Here is a 4936-nt window from a genome sequence, read left to right on the forward strand (position 1 = left end):
TGGCGACGCCGAGGTCTGCGATCCGCTTGACTTCCGCATCCAGCACATCGCGCGGCAGCCGATATTTCGGGATCCCGAAACGCATCATGCCGCCCGGCGCAGGTCCAGCTTCGTGGATGGTGACGGCATGGCCGAGCCGCGCGAGGTGATAGGCCGCGGAAAGGCCCGACGGTCCGGCGCCGACCACTAGTACTTTCTTACCCGACGTCGCAGCCGATGCCTTGAAGCGCCATTCGTTCTTGATAGCGAGGTCGCCAAGAAACCGCTCCACCGAATTGATGCCGACGGAGGAGTCGAGCTCGGTACGATTGCACGCGCTCTCACAGGGATGATAACAGACCCGACCCATGACAGCGGGCAGCGGATTGTTTTCGGTCAGCGCGCGCCACGCCGCTTCGTAATCGCCGCTTTCGGCATGGGCAAGCCAGCCCTGAATGTCCTCGCCGGCAGGACATGCATGATTGCAAGGCGGCAGGCGGTGAACGTATTCCGGCCTCAGCGTGCGCCATGAGCCGGTATGATTGATGAGCGACGTGCCGACGTCGAGGGTGATGGCGAACGGATGCTCCATGGTCGATGCCCTCACCCATCCTTGCCGGTCGCGTCGACCAGCCCGTATTCAGCTATATTTGCGTCACACATCGCCTGAAGCCGCGCGATGCGCGGGTCTTCATGGCCGCCTTTGAACAGGTGAGCGAAGCGGCGCTGCAGTTTCAGATAGTCCTGCACCGGAACCTGCCGACGAATCTTGCGCACCTGCGTGACTTTGCCGTGGTCGGCCTCGAAAATCGGATAGAGACCGCACTCGACGGCCAGCCGCGCTAGCCGGATCGTGTCGTGCGACGCGGACCCCCAGCCGAGCGGGCAAGGCACGTTGATCTGAATATAGCGGGCGCCGTGAATGGACATCGCTTTGATCACCTTGCGCTCGAGATCGTGCAGGTCGGCGACGGTCGCGGTGGCGACATACGGAATGTTGTGTGCGACGGCAATTCTCGGCACGGACTTGCCGGTGCCGAATACGTTGCCCGGCTCCGGACCGAGCGCAGGCGTGGTCGCGGTGCGCGCAGTGGGCGGCGTCGCAGAGGATCGCTGCACCCCCGTATTCATGTAACCTTCATTATCATAGCAGATATAGAGCACGTCGTCGTTGCGCTCGAACATGCCGGACAGGCACTGAAAGCCGATGTCGGTGGTTCCGCCGTCGCCGCCCTGCGCGATGACGCGCACCTCCGGCCGCTTCTTGACCCGCATGGCTGCAGCCACGCCCGTGGCGACTGCCGCGGCGTTGCCGAACAGCGAATGCAGCCACGGCAGTTGCCACGACGTCTCCGGATAAGGCGTCGTAAAGACTTCGAGACAGCCGGTCGCATTGACGGCGATCAGGTTATTGTTGGTGGCGCGCATCGCCGCGTCGATGGCGTAGCGCGCTCCCAGCGCCTCGCCGCATCCCTGGCAGGCACGGTGACCGCAGGTCAGTGCGTTCGATCGCGCCTGCGAGGCCTGCACTGTGCGCTCTTCTTCCGCCACCAGCCGGTTGCCGACGGTAAAGGTGCCCTTTTGATAGTATTTCAGCTTCTGCACGGCTTCTTCGGGGGCGAGGGTCGCGGCTGGGTCAATCATGGTGCGTTCCTCACTCGGCCACCGGGGGCACGGATTTGCCGAGCTGGCGCAAGATGTTTTCGGCGGTCGGTCCCGAGCGGCGGTTCTTCCGGGTACGATGAATCTCGCGTCCGACGACGCGTTCGTTCAAATCCAGAAAATTGGTGCCTTCCCAGGGCTGTACGCTGGCCTGCCGGAACAGATGGTGCAGCGAGGCGCGGGTAATCGGCCGACCGCCAAGACCGGCAACGGACGAGTGAAGCCGCGGCGGCCTCGGCAGATTTCGCAGCGCGACATCGACATTATCGGCGAGCTGTCCGCCCATGCCGACCGCGATGCTCTTCTCCACCACGACGACGTTCTTTGCGGCGGCGAGCGCGGTGCGCAGTGCAGCGACCGGAAACGGCCGGAAGGAAACGATGACGACGAGGCCGATGCGAATGCCATCCTCCCGCATCTCGTCGATGGTGTCCTTGATGGTGCCGCAAACCGAACCCATCGCGACCACCAGCATGTCGGCGTCCTCGGCACGATAGGTGCGCAAGAGCCCGCCGGACTCGCGGCCGAAGGCCTTGCTGAATTCCTCCGAGAATTCCGGAATCAGTTTCAACGCCAAAGTCTGCTTGTAATGGGCGAGGAAGCGCACCTCGGTAAAGGCTTCCGGACCGACCATCGCGCCGATCGAGGCGGGCTCGGCGGGGTCGAGCACCTGCACCGGATCGTAAGGCGGCAGATAGGCGTCGACTTGCTGTTGCGTGGGAATGTCGATGCGCTCCACGGCGTGGGTCAGGATAAAACCGTCGACGCAGACCATGACCGGCATCGACAATTCCTCGGCGAGCTTGAACGCCTGGATATGCAGATCGACCGCTTCCTGATTGGTCTCGGCAAACAGCTGCAGCCAACCGGCGTCGCGCATCGACATCGCGTCGGAATGATCGTTCCAGATATTGATGGGTGCACCGATCGCGCGATTGCCCAGCGTCATCACGATGGGCAGGCCGAGGCCCGAGGCGTTGTAGACCGCCTCCGCCATGAACAGCAGGCCTTGCGAGGCGGTCGCGGTATAAGCGCGGGCGCCGGCTGCGGAAGCGCCGATCGCGACCGACAAGGCGGCGAACTCACTTTCGACATTGATATATTCGCAGTCGACCAGCGCGCCTTCCTTCACCAATTCGCCGAGGCCTTCGACGATGTGGGTCTGCGGCGTGATCGGGTAGGCGCAGATCACTTCGGGGCGGCAGAGCGCGATGGCTTCTGCCATGGCATGCGAGCCTTCGATTTGCTTGAGCATCGGCGTTCCTCAGGCTGCGCTTTCGCGTTGCTGCATCAGGACGAATTCATGCGCTTCCCGGGCGGCGGCAATATTGGCGGCGCCGACCTTGCCGGGAAAGGCCTCTCCGATCGCGTGCTCGACGCTGTCGAGGCGAACGAATTGGGTCAACGCGGCAAAGGCGCCGAGCAAGGCCGCGTTCGGCACCGGTCGTCCGACGTGCTTCATCGCAAATTCGGTCGCCGGTACGATGACGGCATGTCCCTTCGGCAGGCGGTCGACGACTTGGCCGAGATGGAGTTCGGCAAATGTCTTGTTGGTGTTGACCAGCAGGTAACCATCGCTGCGCAGGCCAGCGAACACGTCGATTACCTTGAACAGGGTCGGATCCTGCACGATCAGGAAGTCCGGCTCCAGAATCGGTTCGCGCAGCCGGATTTGCTTGTCCGCAATGCGGCAGAACGCCACTACGGGAGCCCCGGTGCGCTCGGATCCAAAACTCGGAAACGCCTGGGCGTGCCGCCCCTCAAAAAAAGCAGCGACCGAGAGCATCTCGGCCCCGGTGACGACCCCCTGCCCGCCCCGGCCATGAATCCGGACCTGAAACATCGGTGCTTCCTCGCCGCCTCTCCCTGCCATTTTTCAAGATAGCCGTTGAACGGTTTGGGGACCTTGCGCTTGATCAAGCTCGCGCGCCCCGTGGCGCTGGACTTGACGACAAGGTCGTGTTTCACTGAACTACCAGCGCAGATTGACATTGATCCGGGTCAAATCGCTTAGGACGAGACGCGGTTGAATGGCCGTTCAGTCGGATTGACGGCTATGTCGCAAGACCGCCCAACGCGGATTTGGTATCCTGGGCTCGGGCCATCGCGCCCTGATCGTACGCATCACCTTTCTTACGGGATTGATTGGGGCTGTTTCGGGCCTTCCGTGCCGACGGACAGGCGGAACTAAGCTTGGCCGACTGGTCGGCCGACTGCTCACCGCTGCACAGCCAGTTTTAACGGCTCTCAATTAGCGCTAAGATTAAAATAAAATGGCAAAAATACGGGGGAGGCATGGGTTGTGTGTACCGAAAACTTAAGCTCGGGCGTAGTGGTGGTGAAGTCCGCCAAGGATGGCGTGTGATTTGATGCTTCCGATTCGCTGAATTTGGCGAGAGACTGGTGCATCCTTGTTCAAGGATCGATGCGTTCTGACGCAATTGTAATAGTCGGCGTAGGATTTCAGGACCCGACGCAAATGCATCTCGCCCAAGACAATGATGTGGTCCACACATTCACGCCGGATCGATCCGATCAACCGTTCCACAAAGCCATTCTGCCAAGGCGAGGCTGGTGCGGTAGGCTTGTCCCGGATGCCCATGGCGCGCAATCGGCGCGTGACGACGCTGCCATAGATCCGATCCCGATCGCGGATGAGGTGGCGCGGAGCCTCATCCCAGGGAAATGCCTCCGTTATTTGACGTGCAACCCATTCGGCCGTGGGATTTGCTGTGACGTTGATCCAGACCAGGTCTCTGCGGTCGAGCCGGACGATGACGAAGGCATAGAGCAGGTCGAAACCGATAGTTGGAACAACGAACAGGTCCATGGCGGCGATGTCCGGCGCGTGGTTACGCAAAAAGGTTCGCCATCCCTGGCTGGGTGGCCCCCGTCGTTTGACCATGTACTTGGCGACGCTTGATTGAGCGACCTCAAACCCGAGCTTGAGCAGTTCGCCGTGGATGCGTGGCGCGCCCCAAAGCGGATTTTCGACGCTCATCCGCCGGATCAATGCGCGCAGCTCCGTGTCGATCTGCGGTCGCCCTCCCTGTGGGCGCGACTTCCAACGCCAGTAGCAGCGAAAGCCGGCCCTGTGCCAATGCACGAGTGTCTCGGGCCGGATGATTGTGAGAACCTGCAGGATAGAAGGAAACCAGCGATACAGCGGGATAAAGAACCAGCGATCATTGTTCGTGAGCCGGACGCGACCAGGCAGCCTACGCCTCACGACATTCAACTGATGTCGAAGCACCGCGTTCTCTGCTTCAAGCCGCAACTTCGACTTGAATGGCGA

At 61.6% G+C, this 4936-nt stretch carries 5 protein-coding genes; all 5 read right to left on the minus strand.

The genetic code is table 11. From position 1 onward, the window contains the following. Positions 1–571 (minus strand): FAD-dependent oxidoreductase (locus E8A46_RS23000; protein ID WP_291566177.1); only part of this gene is annotated, 571 nt, incomplete at its 3' end. An 11-nt stretch (positions 572–582) separates the two neighbouring features. Beyond that, on the minus strand, positions 583–1623 hold the full coding sequence (locus E8A46_RS23005) for a thiamine pyrophosphate-dependent enzyme (RefSeq protein ID WP_291566179.1): 1041 nt from the start codon (positions 1621–1623) through the stop codon (positions 583–585). A gap of 10 nt (positions 1624–1633) precedes the next feature. Then, positions 1634–2896: a transketolase C-terminal domain-containing protein gene (locus E8A46_RS23010; protein WP_291566181.1), complete on the minus strand. Its 1263-nt coding sequence runs from the start codon at positions 2894–2896 to the stop codon at positions 1634–1636. A gap of 9 nt (positions 2897–2905) precedes the next feature. Continuing rightward, positions 2906–3484 (minus strand): 2-oxoacid:acceptor oxidoreductase family protein, encoded by a 579-nt coding sequence (locus E8A46_RS23015; protein ID WP_291566183.1) that lies wholly within the window; start codon positions 3482–3484, stop codon positions 2906–2908. A gap of 474 nt (positions 3485–3958) precedes the next feature. After that, positions 3959–4936, minus strand: a 978-nt coding sequence (locus E8A46_RS23020) for an integrase core domain-containing protein (RefSeq protein WP_291566185.1), incomplete at its 5' end; no start/stop codon positions are given.

The organism is Bradyrhizobium sp., from assembly GCF_004799445.1.
Lineage (GTDB): Bacteria > Pseudomonadota > Alphaproteobacteria > Rhizobiales > Xanthobacteraceae > Bradyrhizobium.